Raw genomic sequence first — 15,080 nt, forward strand, 5'->3', positions numbered from 1 at the left:
GATGACCAGACTTAGCCGCTTCGCCGTCGCACCGCTGCATTCGATGACCCGGCGTCTGGCCGATGTCGCCTCCGCGCGCGTCGCACCGGATCTCGTGGTCACGGGTGCCCGGGTGCTTTCGACCTATTCGGAACGTATCCATCCCGGTCGGGAGGTCTGGATCACCGGTGGCCGCGTCGCAGCGGTGAAACCGGCCGGGGCGGCGAAGAAGGTCTGGGGCGGGGTGCCGCTTTACGACGCCGCCGGCGGCATCATCGCGCCGGGGCTGGTCGATCCGCACATCCACATCGAATCCTCCATGGTGACGGCCTGCGCCTATGCCGAGGCTGCGCTCCTCAACGGCACCACCACGATCTTCTGCGACAGCCACGAGATCGGCAACGTCATGGATGTCGCCGGTGTCGAGGCGATGCTGGAGGACGCGCGCGAGGCGCCGCTCTCGATCTTTTTGACGGTGCCGAGCACGGTGCCGGCCACGTCGGCGGAACTGGAGACCGCGGGCGGCGACCTCACGCCAGACAAGATCGCCGGCCTGTTCGACCGCTGGCCCGAAGCGGTCGCGCTCGGCGAGAAGATGGATTTCGTGCCTGTCACGATGGGCGACGAGCGCAGCCATGCCATTCTTGCCGCTGCCTTGAAGCGGGGGCGGCCGGTGTCCGGACACGTTTACGGCCGTGAATTCGTCGCGGCCTATGCGGCGTCCGGTGTCACCGACACCCATGAGGCGATCGATCGCGATATCGCCGACGATCTGCTCGACGCCGGCGTCTGGGTGTTCCTGCGCGGCGGTCCGCCGACCACGCCCTGGCATTCGCTGCCGCAGGCGATCCGCACCATCACCGAACTCGGGGCGTCGCACAAACGCACGGCCGTGTGCACCGACGACCGTGATGCCGACGATCTTCTGCTGTTCGGTCTCGACTGGGTGGTGCGCGAGGCCGTAAAGGCCGGCATGTCGCCCGAACAGGCCTGGTCGATGGGCTCGCTGCATGGCGCCATACGCTTCGGCATGGAGGGCGATATCGGCGGGCTCGGCGGCGGCCGCCGCGCCGATCTCGTGCTGATGGACGATCAGCTCAAGCCGCAATGCACCTGGTATGGCGGCGAGCTGGTGGTCGAGCATGGCAAGATTACGCCGCGGCTCGATCAGGCGCTGTCGCAGCGCTATCAATATCCGAAGGCGGCCTATGCGACGGTGAAGCTGCCGGAGAAGGTCAAGCTGACGCCGGAATTGCCGGCGAAGGCGTGTACCGTCAACGCTATCAAGACCGCGTTGCCGGGCATTACGCTGATTCATGAGAAGGTCGCGATCGAGCCGGCCAAGGATTGGCCGTCGCTGTTTGAGCGCTACGGCCTGTGCTTCGTCACGGTGGTCGAGCGCCACGGCAAGTCGGCCGGCAATGTGGCTTACGGCCTGCTGAAGGATTTCGGCCTGAAGCGCGGGGCGGTCGCCTCCAGCGTCGGGCACGACAGCCACAACATCATCGTCGCCGGCACCAACGAGGGCGACATGCAGGCGGCGATATCGGCCATCAAGGCGGAGCAGGGCGGCGTTTGCGTCGTCGCCGACGGCAAGGTGAGGGCGCTGGTTCCGCTGCCGATCGCAGGCCTGCTCTCCGACAAACGGGTCACCGAGGTCGCCGAAGCGGTCAAGGTACTGAAGAAGGAATGGGCCGAAGCCGGCTGCACCATCCCCTACATGGGCTTCAATTTGATTCCGCTGTCGGTCATTCCGGAAATTCGTATCACCGACAAGGGCCTCGTGCTGGTGCCGCAGATGGAGCTCGCGCCACTGTTCGAGTGAGCGGCTTTCACGCCGATGTCGATCTAACCGCTTGAGACCGCCGCGGTTTTTCCACGGCTGCCGCATCGTGGAAAATAAAATCGATCTCGTTGAGATCGCATCTTGCACGCCCGATGATCGCGCTCGCTGACGCAACTCAAGCGAGGTCCGATATGGCGAAGATGCGAGCCGTCGATGCTGCCGTGCGAATTCTGGAGAAGGAAGGCATCTCGACTGCCTTCGGCGTTCCCGGGGCCGCGATCAATCCGCTGTACTCGGCGCTGAAGAAGCGCGGGTCGATCCGCCACATTCTCGCGCGCCATGTCGAGGGCGCCTCGCATATGGCCGAGGGCTATACGCGGGCGAAGGCCGGCAATATCGGCGTCTGCATCGGCACGTCGGGGCCGGCCGGCACCGACATGATCACCGGGCTCTATTCGGCGATCGCCGATTCCATTCCGATCCTCTGCATCACCGGGCAGGCGCCGCGCGCACGGCTCTACAAGGAAGATTTTCAGGCCGTCGACATCGAGTCGATCGCAAAGCCCGTCACCAAATGGGCTGTGACCGTGCGCGAGCCGGCGCTGGTGCCGCGTGTGTTCAGCCAGGCCTTTCACATCATGCGCTCGGGCCGGCCGGGTCCGGTGCTGATCGACATGCCGCTCGACGTGCAGCTCGCCGAGATCGAGTTCGACGACGAGACCTATGAGCCGCTGTCAGTCTACAAGCCCACCGCGACGCGCAAGCAGGTCGAGAAGGCGCTGGAGATGCTCAACGCCGCCGAGCGGCCGCTGATCGTCGCCGGTGGCGGTATCATCAACGCCGACGCCTCGGACCTGCTGGTGGAATTCGCCGAGATCGCCAACGTGCCGGTCGTGCCGACGCTGATGGCGTGGGGTGCGATCCCCGACGACCACGTGCTGATGGCCGGCATGGTCGGCCTGCAGACCAGCCACCGCTATGGCAATGTGACCATGCTGGAATCCGACTTCGTGCTCGGCATCGGCAACCGCTGGGCCAACCGTCACACCGGCTCGGTCGAGACCTACACCAAGGGTCGCACCTTCGTGCATGTCGACATCGAGCCGACCCAGATCGGGCGCGTGTTCAATCCGGATCTCGGCATCGTCTCGGACGCCAAGGCCGCGCTCGAGCTCTTCGTCACCGTCGCCAGGGAGTGGCGCCGGTCAGGCAGGCTCCGCGAGCGCCAGGCGTGGGCCGCGGCCTGCCGCGATCGCAAGAAGACGATGCTGCGCAAGAGCCATTTCGACAACGTCCCGATCAAGCCGCAGCGCGTCTATGAGGAGATGAACAAGGCCTTCGGCCGCGACACCACCTATGTCACCGTGATCGGCTTGTCGCAGATCGCCGGCGCGCAGTTCCTGGGCGTCTACAAGCCGCGCAACTGGATCAATGCCGGGCAAGCCGGCCCGCTCGGCTGGACGCTGCCTGCCGCGCTCGGAGTGCGTGCGGCATGCCCGGATCGCGAGATCGTCGCGCTGTCCGGCGATTACGACTTCCAGTTCCTGATCGAGGAGCTCGCGGTCGGCGCGCAGTTCAATCTGCCCTACATCCACGTCGTCGTGAACAATTCCTATCTCGGCCTGATCCGCCAGGCCCAGCGCGGCTTCGACATGGATTACCACGTCCAGCTCTCCTTCGAGAACGTCAACGCACCGGAGCTCGGTGGCTACGGCGTCGACCATGTCGCGGTCGCCGAAGGCCTGGGCTGCAAGGCGATCCGCGTCACCGATCCCAAGGATACGCAGGCGGCGTTTGCGACCGCGCGTGAATTGATGGCGAAGCACCGCGTGCCCGTCGTGGTCGAGTTCATTCTCGAACGCGTCACCAACATCGCGATGGGCACGGAGATCGACAACATCGTCGAGTTCGAGGAGGTGCTGGATCTGCCGCTCGACGAGGTCTCGACCGCGCGGCCCGGCGTGCTTCAGCCGGCGGAATAGGGGGAACAGCATCATGCCGAAATTTGCCGCCAACCTCACCATGCTCTTCAACGAGATGCCGTTCATCGACCGTTTCGCCGCGGCGAAAGCGGCGGGCTTCTCCGGGGTCGAGTATCTCTTCCCGTATGATTTCGACAAGGCGTTGCTGCGCGAGCAGCTCGAAGCTCACGGGCTGACGCAGGTGCTGCACAATCTTCCAGCGGGCAACTGGGCGGCGGGCGAGCGCGGCATCGCGATCCTGCCCGATCGCGTCAGTGAATTTCGCGACGGCGTGTTCCGTGCCATCGACTATGCCAAGGCGCTCGATTGCGAGCAGCTCAATTGCCTCGTCGGCATCGCGCCTGCCGATGCCGACCCGCGCGAGCTCAACGAAACGCTGGTCGGCAATCTTCGCTTTGCCGCCTCGACGCTGGCGCGCGAGAACATCAAGCTCCTGGTCGAGCCGATCAACACGCTCGACATTCCCGGCTTCTACCTCAACGGCACCGAGCAGGCGGTTCAGCTGATCTCCGAGGTGCGGTCGAACAATCTGTTCATCCAGTACGACATCTACCACATGCAGATCATGGAGGGCGATCTCGCCCGGACCATGCAGGAATATCTCCCGCAGATCGCCCATATCCAGCTCGCCGACAATCCCGGTCGCCATGAGCCCGGCACCGGTGAGATCAACTACCCCTTCCTGTTCCGCCACCTCGACGCGATCGGCTATCGCGGCTGGATCGGCTGCGAATACAAGCCGCGCACCACGACGCTGGAAGGCCTGTCCTGGCACGCCGCGCAGACATTTGAGACCTGAGGAAACGTAGACATGATCGATATCGGCTTCATCGGACTTGGCACCATGGGACGGCCGATGGCCGGCCACCTTCTGGCCGCAGGCCATCGCGTGCTCCTACATGACGTCGCGCCGGTCGCGCCTGAGCTGATTTCCGCGGGTGGCATCGCCTGCAAGTCAGCCAAGGAGGTCGCGGAGGAGGCGGATGCCGTCATCATCATGGTGCCTGATACCCCGCATGTGGAGGCGGTGCTGTTCGGTAAGGACGGCGTTGCTAACGGGATCTCCAAGGGCAAGATCGTCGTCGACATGAGCTCGATCTCGCCGCTGGCGACCAAAGAATTCGCGAAGAAGATCGAGGCGCTAGGCGCGGACTATCTCGACGCGCCGGTGTCGGGCGGCGAGGTCGGGGCCAAGGCCGCGACCCTCACCATCATGGTCGGCGGGCCGGAGCGGGCCTTTGGCACCATGAAGCCGATCTTCGACAAGATGGGCAAGAACGTCACGCATGTCGGCGCCAATGGCGATGGTCAGACGACGAAGGTGGCCAACCAGATCATCGTCGCACTGACGATCGAGGCGGTGAGCGAAGCGCTGCTGTTCGCATCCAAGGCGGGGGCCAATCCCGCTCTCGTGCGCAAGGCGCTGATGGGCGGTTTTGCATCGTCGCGGATTCTCGAAGTGCATGGCGAGCGCATGGTGAAGCGCAATTTCGAGCCGGGCTTCCGCATCGAGCTGCACCAGAAGGACCTCAACCTCGCGCTCGAAGGTGCGCGCGCGCTCGGCCTGTCGTTGCCGAGCACGGCATTGGCGCAGCAATTGTTCTCGTCCTGCGCCGCGCATGGCGGCAAGGCCTGGGATCATTCCGCGATGGTGCGGGCACTGGAACTGATGGCGGGACACGAGATCGCCGCAGCGTAAGTGTTACGCGGTAACACTCTCCAGATCTGGTCTGTCTTTCGTCGTGCGGGAACCGGAACAATGGTCCGCCCCCGCGGTTGAAGGCGCAGAACAATCACTGGAGAGTGTGGACATGAAGACCCGTCTTGCGATTTCGCTGGCTGCCGTGTCGCTGCTGGCGTCGAGTGCAGCCTTTGCCCAGTCGACGACCGAACAGGGCGCCAGGGACGGCGCACGTGCGGGTGGCGACATCGGCGGACCGATCGGCGCGATGGTCGGCGGCACCGTCGGTGCGGCCGTCGGCGCGGGCCTCGAAATTCCGAATGCCGTGCTCGGCGGAATCCCGCGCGACGATTCCGTCGTGATCCACGAGCGCGTCGTCGTCGGCGAGCCGCTGCCCCCGACCGTGGTGCTGCGCCCCGTGCCGAACTATACCGAGTATCGCTACGCGGTCGTGAACGATCGCCGCGTCATCGTCGAACCGCGCACGCGCCGCGTCGTCAAGATCATCGACTGATCGGTCAGAGCGTGAAGGCTTTGAAGAGCCGGGCCCCGCGGAGCGTCACTCCGCGGGGCCCTAGTTCGTCAGGGCCGAATTGGCGCGGAGGCGTGCCATGATCCAATCGGCGACGGCGGCGAGCGCAAAGCCGATACAGGCGGTGCCGGCATCGACCAGAAAATCGTCCAGCCGTGCATGCCGTCCCGGTGCCCAGAACTGCATCAGCTCGAGCACGCCGATCAGGACCACCGCGATGGCGGCGATGGCCCAGCGGCGATTCCGGTAGGCGAGGCCGAAGGCCAGTCCCACCAGGATGAAGGCGAGGGCGTGCTCACCGTCCTGGCCGAGGTCGGAATGGGGCCGCAGGCCGGGCGGGCCGAGGGTTGCGAAAGTGACGGCGGCCGCGAGCAGCCAGGCAAAAAAGCGAATAAAAATGGGCATCCGGTGCCGATAGCACGGATTTGCAACGGCCTGTTGCGGGGCAGGGATCAGATCGCCGTGTAGTTAATGACGAAACGTTAAAGTGGCTCGCGTACGCCGAGGCCGTGCATGAAGCGTTCCCGGATCTGGACGGGATCCCTGCGGGTGGTACCCACGCCCGGCTTGTCGTCGATGCGGACCGCGATCAGGCTCGGCTCGGAGGCGGACATGGCCTCGTCGACCAGCCGCTCGAAATCCTCCTCGTCCGCGGCCCAGGCGCTGTTGGCAAGTCCCGAGCCTGTGGCTATGGCGACGATGTCGGCGACGCCAGCGGCCGGCGTCGGCTGCGCACCGGTGATCTGGTAGATGCCGTTGTCCATCACGATCATGATGAGGTTCTTCGGCTTCAACGCCGCAATCGTCGAGAGCGCGCCGAGCTGCATCAGCAGCGAGCCGTCGCCTTCGAGCGCGAAGACGCGGCGATCGGGCTGGGCCAGCGCGACGCCCAATGCGATCGGGAAAGCCAGCCCCATGCTGCCGAGCATGTAGAAGTTCTGCGGGCGATGGCCGGCGGCCCAGAGATCGAAATTGGTGTTGCCGATGCCGCCGACCACGGCTTCCTCGTGCTTGAGCTTTCCGATCAGGCGCGAGGTAACGTCGAAGCGGTTCATGACCTTGGTATTGCGCGTGTTCATCGCCGACCTCACTTGTCGAACGTCTTGCCGCCGGTGAGCAGCGGGTTGAGGATTAACGCCACCGGCGCTTGCGTGGTGACGGCCTGCTTGATCGAGCGGTCGGCGATGAATTCGAGTTCGTCGAGCCGGGTGATGGTGTGGTGCTCCAGCGCGAGCGAATCCAGCACCGGGCGCATGGTCCGGCAGACCAGCGATTGCCCGTAATTGAACTCGCCAAGCGTGCCGCGCTCGGAGACGAACATGATCAGCGGGATCTGGTAGGGCACCGCGAGCGAGGCCAGCACGTTGGCGAGCGTGGCGAAGCCGGAGGTCTGCATCAGCACCGCGCCGCGACGTCCGCCCATCCAGGCGCCGGAGACGATGCCGACGGCCTCCTCCTCGCGGGCGGTGGCAAAGGTGGTGAAGAAGGGGTCGGCGTGCAGGTTCTTGATCAGCGGCGTCAGCACGCGGTCGGGCACGTAAGGGATCAGGCTGATCTCGTTCCGCTTCAGGGTCTGCAGGACGATGCCGTGCCAGCTCCTGTCGCCGGCGCCTTGTGCCGCCTGGGGCGAGGTCTGCTGTTCCGCAAGCGCCATTGCGTTCTCCCTTGAGCCGCGCATGCTTCTTGGTTCTGGTCGTCGCGGCGGTCTGCCGAACTTGACGCAGGCAGCGGGATTGTCAACATGTCCGGGCCAGCACCGTGATCTGCGCCAGACGGCCTGTCGTGGCCGGCACCGCCATGTCATAAGCGGCGATAATGCAAAAACGGGAGGAACGCATGGACGGAGCGCGGGGTGCGCTGGCCTTGCGGGTCTCCTTGAGAGAGCCGGAAGGGTCCTGATGTCCGTCAACAGCAAGCGTGTCTTCTACGTCAAATACCTGGCCAATCCGATCTATATCGACATCCTGAAGGCGCGGTCCGACGTCCGGCTCGATCGCATCGAGAACGAGAGCCCGGAAGATTTCTATGCCCCGATCCTGAACGCGGCGCATGTTTACCAGATCGGAGCCGCCCGCGACGAACTTGCCCCGCATTTCCATGTCGATGCCGCCTTCCTGAAGCGCACGCCGAACCTGTTGCTGGTCTCCAGCAATGGCGCGGGCTTCGATCCCGTCGATGTCGAGGCCTGCACCGATGCGGGCGTGCTGGTCGTCAACCAGTCCGGTGGCAACGCGCATTCCGTCGCCGAGCATGCGCTGGCGATGATGCTGACGCTGTCCAAGCGCATCATCCAGTCCGACCGCAAGCTCCGCAGGGAGGCCAACGTCAACCGCAACGAGCTCGTCGGCAACGAGGTCGAGCACAAGACCGTGGGCATCATCGGCCTCGGCAATGTCGGCCGCCGCATTGCCGCGCTGTGCAAGGGCCTGCTCGGCATGACGGTGCTGGCCTATGACCCGTATTTGTCGGCCGAGGTGATGGCCGAGCGGGGCGGGGAGAAGGTCGAGCTCGACGAGCTGCTGCGCCGCGCCGATTTCGTCTCGATCTCCTGTCCGCTCGACAAGAAAAGCCGCAACATGATCAGCACGCGCGAATTCGCGCTGATGCAGCCGCACGCCTATTTCATCACCACGGCGCGCGGCTTCATCCACGACGAGGATGCGCTGCTCCAGGCGCTCCGCGACAAGCGCATTGCCGGTGCCGGCCTCGACGTCTGGTCGAAGGAGCCGCCGCCGCCCGAGCATCCGCTGCTCCAGTTCGACAACGTGCTGGCGAGCCCGCACACCGCAGGCGTGACGATCGAGGCGCGCCAGAACATGGGCCGCATCGCCGCCGAGCAGGTGCTGGACACGCTCGACGGCAAACGCCCGCCGCGCATCATCAATCCCGAGGTCTGGCCGCGCTACGCCGAGCGCTTCAAGCAGGCGTTCGGCGTGACGCCGGGGTAGGGGCGTGCGAAGCCTGATCGCGCTCCGATCGTTGGTTACGCGGATGAAAACAGAAAGCGGCGGATTTTACTGATGGCGTGAATGAACGCGTATCACTTGTCCTGTAGTTGAAGTCCATGAGCATATTTTCGATTGCGACATCCGGACTTTCCGCGGCGAGTTTGCGCGTGAACGTGGCCGCGAGCAACATCGCCAATGTCCGCACGACCGGCCCGCTACCCGCCTCAAGCGGATCGAGCACATCGGCCGGTGCGGGCAGCTCGAGCATTGGCCCGACATTTCCAGCGGCCTATGTGCCGTTGCGCATCGATCAGGTCTCCCAATCGAGCGGCTCGACGCCAGGCGGTACGGTCGCGACCGTGTCGACGGTTTCGCCGAGCTATACCGCACAATCCGACCCCGGCGCTGCCTTCGCAAACGAGGACGGCCTTGTCGCCGCGCCGAACGTCGATCTCGCCAGCGAGTTCGTTCAAATGGCGGCCGCCAAGTACAGCTTCATTGCCAATGCGAAGGTCATTCAAGCCTACGCCGAGACAGAACAGACCCTCCTCGATATCAAGACGTGATCGCTGACGGATTGTATCGACGCCTGCGTTGGCGGCGGGAACCGTCACCGATCTTGATCCGCGTCAAAATCTCCTTTCCCGGTTCAGGCTAAATGGGATTAAAGTGCCGCCGGGGCACGCTGGCGCAGGCAGGAGGTCCCATGTCAACTTATGTCGTCAGGTTCATGAAGGACGTGCTCGGCCAGTACGGCCGGCAGATCGAGGTTTGCCAGGGCACGCTCGAAATCGACGCCACCGACGAGGACGAAGCCAGGGAGCGGGCGAAGGCGAGGTTTTGCAAGGACCAGGCGTTGCATCACTGGTCGCTGCATGCCGACCGGATCCAGGTCAAGCCGGCTGACTTTCCCTCGTAAGGTTTAACGGCCCGGTGCCGTTAGCGTCGGCGGCGCGGTGATGCCCGCGCCGAGCGATCGCTGCACCATGACCGTGTCCGACCAGCGGCCGTGGCGATAGGCGACGCCGCAGAGCACGCCGGCGCGCGCGAAGCCGAACTTTTCGTGCAGCGCCAGCGAGGGCGCGTTGTCGGCATCGATATAGCCGATCATCTGGCGGAAGCCGGCCGCCGCGCACGCATCGATCATTCCCTGGAGCAGCAGCCGTCCGACGCCGCGACCGAGATGCTCGTGGTGGACGTAGATCGAGTGCTTGGCCGTGTAGCGGTAGGCCGGGCGCTTGCGGAACAGCACCGCATAGGCATAGCCGACCACCTCGCCGCGATAGGTCGCGACCAGATGCGGCAGGCGGGTCTGCTTCAGGTTCTTGCGGCGGTCGCGCAGATCGTCCGGTTCGGGCGCGCCGGTTCCCTCGACGTCGCGCGGCACGCCATTGCGGACGTGATGGCGGTAGATCGCCAGCATCGCCTCGACATCGCTCTCCCGTGAGGGGCGGACCAGAACCGGTTCGTCATCTGTACGCGCAATCGCTGTTTCGTTCATCGGCACCTACTCGGCAACGACGTAAGTATAGAGGCCGATGCGGCCCTGTGCATCGATCTCCTTGTAGACGCCCTGGATTTCCACATCGAACCCCGGGAACGTGTTGAAGCAGGTTTCGAACATTTTGAGATAATCCACCATGGGCTTGGCCCGCTCCGTCAGCCGCTCGCCGGGGACGATGGTGGCGATGCCGGGCGGGTAGACCACGAACGGCGTGGTGGCGATGCGGCCCGCGATCGCCTCGATCGGCAAATAGTCGACGTCGTTCTTGAACAGATAGCGCGCGGCATCGCGCGGCGACATCGCGATCTCGGGCATGTGCTCGGGCATGAACTGCCGGGCCTGGAGGGCGCTGACATCGGCGGCGCGGAAGAAGCGGTGCATGTCGCCGCAGAGATCGCGCAGCCGCACGCCGGCATAGCGCGCCTGCCGCCGCTGGTAGAATTCAGGGATGACGTCGGCCAGCAACGCGTTGTCGTCATGCAGCCTTTTGAATGCGACAAGCCCGGAGATCAGCGTGCCGGCCTTGCTCGCCTCGACGCCGGGAGTGAGCAGGAAGAGCAGGGAGTTGAGGTCGTTCTTCTCAGGGACGATGCGGTTTTCGCGCAGATACTGCGCGACCACGGGCGCGGGAATGCCGTGCTCGGCATAGGCGCCGGTGGTGCGATCGAAGCCGGGCGTCAGCAGCGTCAGCTTGTTCGGGTCGGTCATGGCAAAGCCCTCCGCGAGATCGGGAAAGCCGTGCCAGTTGGTATCTGGCGAGAGCTGCCACAGCGCCGGATTGGTGGCGAGCTCGTCGGTGGAGAGGGTCTCCCAGGCGACGTTGTGCGCGGCGCCGGGGCGGCTGACGTCGGGAATGGCGACGCGATCGGGCACGAAGGGCTCGAAGAACCAGCGGCGATCCGGATTTTGCTCCTTCTCCTCGAACTCCCGGCGCATGGCGCGGATCTTCTTGCGCAGCTCGATGCCGAGCCGGATCGTGTCGTCCCACAGCACCTCGCCCGAGCGGCCCTTCATCATCTGCGCGCCGACGTCGAGGGAGGCGAACAGCGGGTAGAACGGCGAGGTCGAGGCGTGCTGCATGAAGCTCTCGTTGAAGCGGCGGTGTTCGACGCGCCGCTTCTGGCCGCGGATATGGCGGTCCTTGATGTGGATCTGGGAGGCCTGTGAGAAGCTCGCGAGCTGCTTGTGGGTAGACTGCGTCGCGATGATGCCGGGTGCTTCGGGGGGAAGGTTCGCCAGCCCCATGGCGAAGCGGCCGGCATAGAGCGGGTGGAATTTCATGAAGCCGGCCCAGGCCTCGTCGAACAGGATGTATTCGCAGAGATGGCCGATGCGCTTCAGGATCATCTCGGCGCTGTGGATCGAGCCGTCATAGGTGCACTGCTCGACGACGGCGACGCGGAACGGCCGCGCCTTGCGCCAGGCGTCCTTGTCCGTCACCAGCGGATGGTTCCGGATCGCCTCGCGCAGGGCCTTTTCGTCGAGCATGTCCCAGCGCATCGGGCCGATCAGGCCCCAGGCATTGCGGATGGTCGGGACGTAGACCGGGACGCCGCCATTGATCATCAGCGCGCCGTGATGGGCGGCCTTGTGGTTGTTGCGGTCGAACAGCACGAGGTCGCCGTCGGTGACGAGGGCGCCGAGCGCGACCTTGTTCGAGGTCGAGGTGCCGTTGAGCACGAAATAGGTCTTCTCCGCGCCGAAAATCTGGGCAGCTTCCTTCTGCGCCCTCAGCGCGGGACCCTCGTGGGTGAGGAGGTCGCCGAGGTCGAGCACGGAATTGTCGAGGTCGTCGCGGAACACGGATTCGCCGAGATGCTCGACGAAGACCCGGCCGATCGGGCTGCGGTTGTAGAACACGCCGCCATTGTGACCCGGACAGGTCCAGAGCTGGTTGCCTTCCTCGGCATAATCGACCAGTGCGCCGAAGAACGGCGTCTTCAGCGTCTCGGCATATTGCTTGAGCCGGCTGATCAAATTCTTGGCGATGAAGGTCGGCGTCTCCTCGGACAGGAAGACATAGCCGTCGATGAAGTCGAGCACCTCGACCGGCAAATCCTCGAAGCGCTTGCGCCGGATCAGGAGGATGATCGGGAAGTCGAGGCCGCGGCGCCGCATCAGGTTGATCAGCGCCGAGGTCTTCCCCTCGAGGCCCTTCTTGCCCCAGTCCACCACCATGCAGCCGATCGCGGCGTCGGTCTGCACCGCGATCTCCGCGTCCTCCAACCTGCGGGCCCTCACGACCTCGAAGCCGGAGCGCTGGATCTCCTCGATAATCTGGTTGAAGCGGATGCCTTCCAGATCGTCGGCGTCGAACACAGGTGCGGCGAACAGGAAGTTGAAGCGCTTGAAATAATCCATGGTGTGTCCCGAATCTACAGAGACTGGCAGGTCTCTGCACTTTCGATGACAGTTCTATGACAATCGCCCGATCCAGCGGGGATCGTGTGACGGGCGATCAATCCAGCAACTTGTCCAGCGTGATCGGGAAGCGCCGGATGCGCTTGCCGGTGGCGTGATAGACTGCGTTCGCGATCGCCGCAGGTACGCCGACGATGCCGATTTCGCCAATGCCCTTGACGCCCAGCTTGTTGATCCGGTCGTCGGGTTCGTCGACGAAGATGACGTCGATGTCGTGAACGTCGGCATTCACGGGAATGTGGTACTCGGCGATGTTCGCGTTCATGATCCTGCCGAAGCGGTGATCCATCACCGTCTCCTCGTGCAGCGCCATTCCGATGCCCCAGACCACGCCGCCCATGATCTGGCTGCGGCCGGTCTTGGTATTGAGGATCCGTCCGGCTGCGACCGCGCTCACGACGCGCGTGACGCGGATGACGCCCAGGTCTTCGTCGACCTTGACCTCGGCGAAGACCGCCGAATGGGTGTTGCGCGCGTGCGACTTGTCCTCCGCGAAATGATTGAGCTTCTGCTTCTCGATCCGCTCGAGCTTGCCGTGACGCATCGCGTCCGCGATCGAGACGGCACGGGCCTTGTCGCCGGCCTTGGCGATCGTGCCGTCGACCAGGATCACATCGGGCGCATCGACGCCGCCGAGGGGCGAGGCGGGCATCGCCTTGGCGAGCCGTGCGAGCTCCTGGCGAATGTCTTCGGCCGCGCCCAGCACGGCGTGCGCGGCCGACGCCGCCATCCAGGAACCGCCTTCGACGGGGGCCTGCGGCAAGGTCGAATCGGCAAGCCTCACGTCGATATTCTCGATCGGCAGCCCGAGGGCGTCGGCGGCCACCTGGGCCACGATGGTGTAGGTGCCGGTGCCGATATCGGACGCGGCGCAGGATACCTCGGCATGGCCGTTCGACGTCAACACGATGCGGACGGCGACCGGCATCTGAAGCGCCTCCCATACCCCCGTCGCCATGCCCCAACCGACCAGGTCCTTGCCATCACGCATGGAGCGCGGAGCAGGATTGCGCCGGCTCCAGCCGAACGCTTCCGCGCCGCGGGCGTAGCATTCGCGCAGCTGCTTGCTGGTGTAGGGCAGGTCTTCACTCTGGTCGCGGTCCGAATAGCACTTCAATCGCAGCTCGATCGGGTCGAGCTTGAGCGCGACGGCCAGCTCGTCCATGGCGCATTCGAGCGCGCAGACGCCGGAGGCGGCGCCGGGCGCGCGCATGTCGCAGGGTGTGGAGACGTCGAGATCGACGAGCTTGTGGGAGAAGAGGCTGTTCGGGCTCTTGTACAGCTGTTCCGCCCAGCCGCTGTCATTGCGCGAAAAATCCTCGTAGCGCGAGGTCATAGCAGTGGCTTCGTGCGCGACGGCATCGAGCGTGCCGTCGGGCCTTGCGCCGAGCGCGACGCGCTCGATGGTCATCGGCCGATAGCCGAGCCCGTACATCTGCTGCCGTGTCAGGACGACACGAACGGATCGCTTGAGTTCGAGCGCGGCAAGCGTCGCCAGCACCACCTGGTATTGCGGCCGCAATCCGGAGCCGAAGGCACCGCCGACATAGGGCGAGACCACGCGGAGGTCATCGTGCTTCTTGTTGAACACACTGCATAGATATTTGTGGACGTTCTGGACACCTTGCGTCTTGTCATAGACGGTAAGCCTGCCGCTGCCGTCGCGGACCACCGTGGTCGCATAGAGCTCCATCGGGTTGTGGTGCTCGGTCGGCAGGACGTAATCCGCCTGGTGCCGCACAGCGGCCCCAGCCAGCGCTGCGGCGGCGTTGCCGCGCGGCTTGTGCGGCCGATCCACTTTGCCGGCTTTGCCATGTTCGGATTCGAGGTCGGTCGCAAATGCCTCCCGGTCGTATTCAACGCGCACGCGGGTCGCGGCGAATTTGGCGGTTTCCCAGTCATCCGCCACGACGAGCGCGATCGGCTGGCCGTTGAACCAGATCCTGTCGTCATAGAGCGGGCGGAAAGGCGAGCCCTTCTCCGGCGCCACCTCGTCCTTCCAGGCATCGTCATTGTCGGCGAGGGGCGGACGATGCGCATGCGTAAGCACGTCGACCACGCCCTTCACTTGCAGCGCGTCGCTGGCGTCGAGGCGAGCGAGACGTCCGCGCGGAATCGTGGCCTCGACGACGAAGCCATGGAGGAGGCCGTCTGCCGGGAATTCGCCGGCATATTTGGCGGCTCCGGTGACCTTGGCGCGGCCATCGACGCGGGACGTTGGCGTTCCGACATAGGCGTTCATCGGTC

Annotated in this window: 14 protein-coding genes; 8 read left to right on the forward strand and 6 right to left on the reverse strand. The window is 64.8% G+C overall.

What is annotated here, in order from left to right:
* Position 1 precedes the first annotated feature (1 nt).
* From AB7245_RS15540 to AB7245_RS15560, 5 genes are all read left to right on the forward strand, one after another.
* Complete coding sequence (locus AB7245_RS15540; RefSeq protein WP_085400636.1) at positions 2 to 1,804, forward strand: adenine deaminase C-terminal domain-containing protein; 1,803 nt, start codon at positions 2 to 4, stop codon at positions 1,802 to 1,804.
* Between the two features lie 152 nt (positions 1,805 to 1,956).
* Complete coding sequence (gene gcl / locus AB7245_RS15545; protein WP_085400638.1) at positions 1,957 to 3,747, forward strand: glyoxylate carboligase; 1,791 nt, start codon at positions 1,957 to 1,959, stop codon at positions 3,745 to 3,747.
* Between the two features lie 13 nt (positions 3,748 to 3,760).
* Positions 3,761 to 4,546 (forward strand): hydroxypyruvate isomerase, encoded by a 786-nt coding sequence (hyi, locus tag AB7245_RS15550; protein ID WP_085400639.1) that lies wholly within the window; start codon positions 3,761 to 3,763, stop codon positions 4,544 to 4,546.
* Positions 4,547 to 4,558: 12 nt separating this feature from the next.
* Positions 4,559 to 5,446, forward strand: coding sequence for a 2-hydroxy-3-oxopropionate reductase (locus tag AB7245_RS15555; protein WP_085400641.1), 888 nt, complete (start codon positions 4,559 to 4,561; stop codon positions 5,444 to 5,446).
* A 112-nt stretch (positions 5,447 to 5,558) separates the two neighbouring features.
* The gene (locus AB7245_RS15560; protein ID WP_014496647.1) at positions 5,559 to 5,942 is read left to right on the forward strand and encodes a DUF1236 domain-containing protein; all 384 of its coding nucleotides are present in this window, start codon (positions 5,559 to 5,561) and stop codon (positions 5,940 to 5,942) included.
* Between the two features lie 60 nt (positions 5,943 to 6,002).
* Here the strand turns inward: AB7245_RS15560 and AB7245_RS15565 are convergent, their stop codons facing one another.
* The 3 genes from AB7245_RS15565 to AB7245_RS15575 form a co-directional block, all read right to left on the reverse strand.
* Positions 6,003 to 6,365, reverse strand: coding sequence for a VanZ family protein (locus tag AB7245_RS15565; protein ID WP_085400642.1), 363 nt, complete (start codon positions 6,363 to 6,365; stop codon positions 6,003 to 6,005).
* A 77-nt stretch (positions 6,366 to 6,442) separates the two neighbouring features.
* The gene (locus tag AB7245_RS15570) at positions 6,443 to 7,039 is read right to left on the reverse strand and encodes a thiamine pyrophosphate-dependent enzyme (protein ID WP_085400644.1); all 597 of its coding nucleotides are present in this window, start codon (positions 7,037 to 7,039) and stop codon (positions 6,443 to 6,445) included.
* Positions 7,040 to 7,047: 8 nt separating this feature from the next.
* Positions 7,048 to 7,614: a thiamine pyrophosphate-binding protein gene (locus AB7245_RS15575; protein WP_085400646.1), complete on the reverse strand. Its 567-nt coding sequence runs from the start codon at positions 7,612 to 7,614 to the stop codon at positions 7,048 to 7,050.
* Between the two features lie 244 nt (positions 7,615 to 7,858).
* Between AB7245_RS15575 and AB7245_RS15580 the strand changes: the two genes are divergently transcribed.
* From AB7245_RS15580 to AB7245_RS15590, 3 genes are all read left to right on the forward strand, one after another.
* Positions 7,859 to 8,908 (forward strand): hydroxyacid dehydrogenase, encoded by a 1,050-nt coding sequence (locus AB7245_RS15580; RefSeq protein ID WP_063984507.1) that lies wholly within the window; start codon positions 7,859 to 7,861, stop codon positions 8,906 to 8,908.
* 116 nt (positions 8,909 to 9,024) lie between these two features.
* The gene (locus AB7245_RS15585; protein ID WP_135215001.1) at positions 9,025 to 9,474 is read left to right on the forward strand and encodes a flagellar basal body rod protein FlgC; all 450 of its coding nucleotides are present in this window, start codon (positions 9,025 to 9,027) and stop codon (positions 9,472 to 9,474) included.
* Between the two features lie 140 nt (positions 9,475 to 9,614).
* Complete coding sequence (locus AB7245_RS15590) at positions 9,615 to 9,827, forward strand: hypothetical protein (RefSeq protein ID WP_028150282.1); 213 nt, start codon at positions 9,615 to 9,617, stop codon at positions 9,825 to 9,827.
* A 3-nt stretch (positions 9,828 to 9,830) separates the two neighbouring features.
* Here AB7245_RS15590 and AB7245_RS15595 read toward each other — a convergent pair whose 3' ends face one another.
* The 3 genes from AB7245_RS15595 to AB7245_RS15605 form a co-directional block, all read right to left on the reverse strand.
* On the reverse strand, positions 9,831 to 10,409 hold the full coding sequence (locus AB7245_RS15595) for a GNAT family N-acetyltransferase (protein ID WP_085400679.1): 579 nt from the start codon (positions 10,407 to 10,409) through the stop codon (positions 9,831 to 9,833).
* A 6-nt stretch (positions 10,410 to 10,415) separates the two neighbouring features.
* A complete protein-coding gene (locus AB7245_RS15600; RefSeq protein WP_085400649.1) occupies positions 10,416 to 12,773 on the reverse strand; it encodes an Orn/Lys/Arg decarboxylase N-terminal domain-containing protein in 2,358 nt (785 codons plus the stop codon).
* 97 nt (positions 12,774 to 12,870) lie between these two features.
* On the reverse strand, positions 12,871 to 15,075 hold the full coding sequence (locus AB7245_RS15605) for a xanthine dehydrogenase family protein molybdopterin-binding subunit (protein ID WP_439034426.1): 2,205 nt from the start codon (positions 15,073 to 15,075) through the stop codon (positions 12,871 to 12,873).
* Positions 15,076 to 15,080: the final 5 nt, after the last annotated feature.

The organism is Bradyrhizobium sp. 604_D8_N2_3, from assembly GCF_051810765.1.
In the GTDB taxonomy this organism is placed as follows: Bacteria; Pseudomonadota; Alphaproteobacteria; order Rhizobiales; family Xanthobacteraceae; genus Bradyrhizobium; species Bradyrhizobium barranii.

Excerpts from the sequence above, each read along its gene's own strand:
- AB7245_RS15570 (WP_085400644.1), bottom strand. The coding sequence starts at position 7,039 with ATGAACACGCGCAATACCAAGGTCATGAACCGCTTCGACGTTACCTCG.
- AB7245_RS15540 (WP_085400636.1), top strand. The coding sequence starts at position 2 with ATGACCAGACTTAGCCGCTTCGCCGTCGCACCGCTGCATTCGATGACC.
- AB7245_RS15595 (WP_085400679.1), bottom strand. The coding sequence starts at position 10,409 with ATGAACGAAACAGCGATTGCGCGTACAGATGACGAACCGGTTCTGGTC.
- AB7245_RS15565 (WP_085400642.1), bottom strand. The coding sequence starts at position 6,365 with ATGCCCATTTTTATTCGCTTTTTTGCCTGGCTGCTCGCGGCCGCCGTC.
- AB7245_RS15605 (WP_439034426.1), bottom strand. The coding sequence starts at position 15,075 with ATGAACGCCTATGTCGGAACGCCAACGTCCCGCGTCGATGGCCGCGCC.
- AB7245_RS15575 (WP_085400646.1), bottom strand. The coding sequence starts at position 7,614 with ATGGCGCTTGCGGAACAGCAGACCTCGCCCCAGGCGGCACAAGGCGCC.
- AB7245_RS15590 (WP_028150282.1), top strand. The coding sequence starts at position 9,615 with ATGTCAACTTATGTCGTCAGGTTCATGAAGGACGTGCTCGGCCAGTAC.
- gcl (WP_085400638.1), top strand. The coding sequence starts at position 1,957 with ATGGCGAAGATGCGAGCCGTCGATGCTGCCGTGCGAATTCTGGAGAAG.
- AB7245_RS15600 (WP_085400649.1), bottom strand. The coding sequence starts at position 12,773 with ATGGATTATTTCAAGCGCTTCAACTTCCTGTTCGCCGCACCTGTGTTC.
- AB7245_RS15580 (WP_063984507.1), top strand. The coding sequence starts at position 7,859 with ATGTCCGTCAACAGCAAGCGTGTCTTCTACGTCAAATACCTGGCCAAT.
- AB7245_RS15560 (WP_014496647.1), top strand. The coding sequence starts at position 5,559 with ATGAAGACCCGTCTTGCGATTTCGCTGGCTGCCGTGTCGCTGCTGGCG.
- AB7245_RS15585 (WP_135215001.1), top strand. The coding sequence starts at position 9,025 with ATGAGCATATTTTCGATTGCGACATCCGGACTTTCCGCGGCGAGTTTG.
- hyi (WP_085400639.1), top strand. The coding sequence starts at position 3,761 with ATGCCGAAATTTGCCGCCAACCTCACCATGCTCTTCAACGAGATGCCG.
- AB7245_RS15555 (WP_085400641.1), top strand. The coding sequence starts at position 4,559 with ATGATCGATATCGGCTTCATCGGACTTGGCACCATGGGACGGCCGATG.